The organism is Zoogloea oryzae, from assembly GCF_030161255.1.
In the GTDB taxonomy this organism is placed as follows: Bacteria; Pseudomonadota; Gammaproteobacteria; order Burkholderiales; family Rhodocyclaceae; genus Zoogloea; species Zoogloea oryzae.
In genome coordinates, this window is record NZ_BSPX01000301.1 from 348 (window position 1) to 639 (window position 292).

Annotated in this window: 1 protein-coding gene; it reads left to right on the plus strand. The window is 76.4% G+C overall.

Features of this window, described 5'->3' with window-relative positions; translation table 11 throughout:
- Nucleotides 1-292 (plus strand): MFS transporter (locus QQK25_RS23480; RefSeq protein WP_284190120.1); only part of this gene is annotated, 292 nt, incomplete at both ends.

The following is a 292-nucleotide window of genomic DNA, read 5'->3' on the forward strand; positions in this document are numbered from 1 at the left end:
GCCCGACGCGGCGCGATCGGCGCGCGGTGCGCTGGCGGGGCTGGCCCTGTCGATGCTGCTGGCCTCGCTGGGCACCAGCGCCGCCAACGTGGCCCTGCCGGATCTGGCGGCGGCCTTCGGGGCGAGCTTTCAGGCGGTGCAGTGGGTGGTGCTGGCCTACCTGCTGGCCATCACCACGCTGATCGTCAGCGTCGGGCGGCTGGGCGATCTCGTCGGCCGGCGGCGCCTGCTGCTTGCCGGGCTGGCGCTCTTCACCGGCGCCTCGGGGCTGGCTGCGGCGGCGCCCACGCTG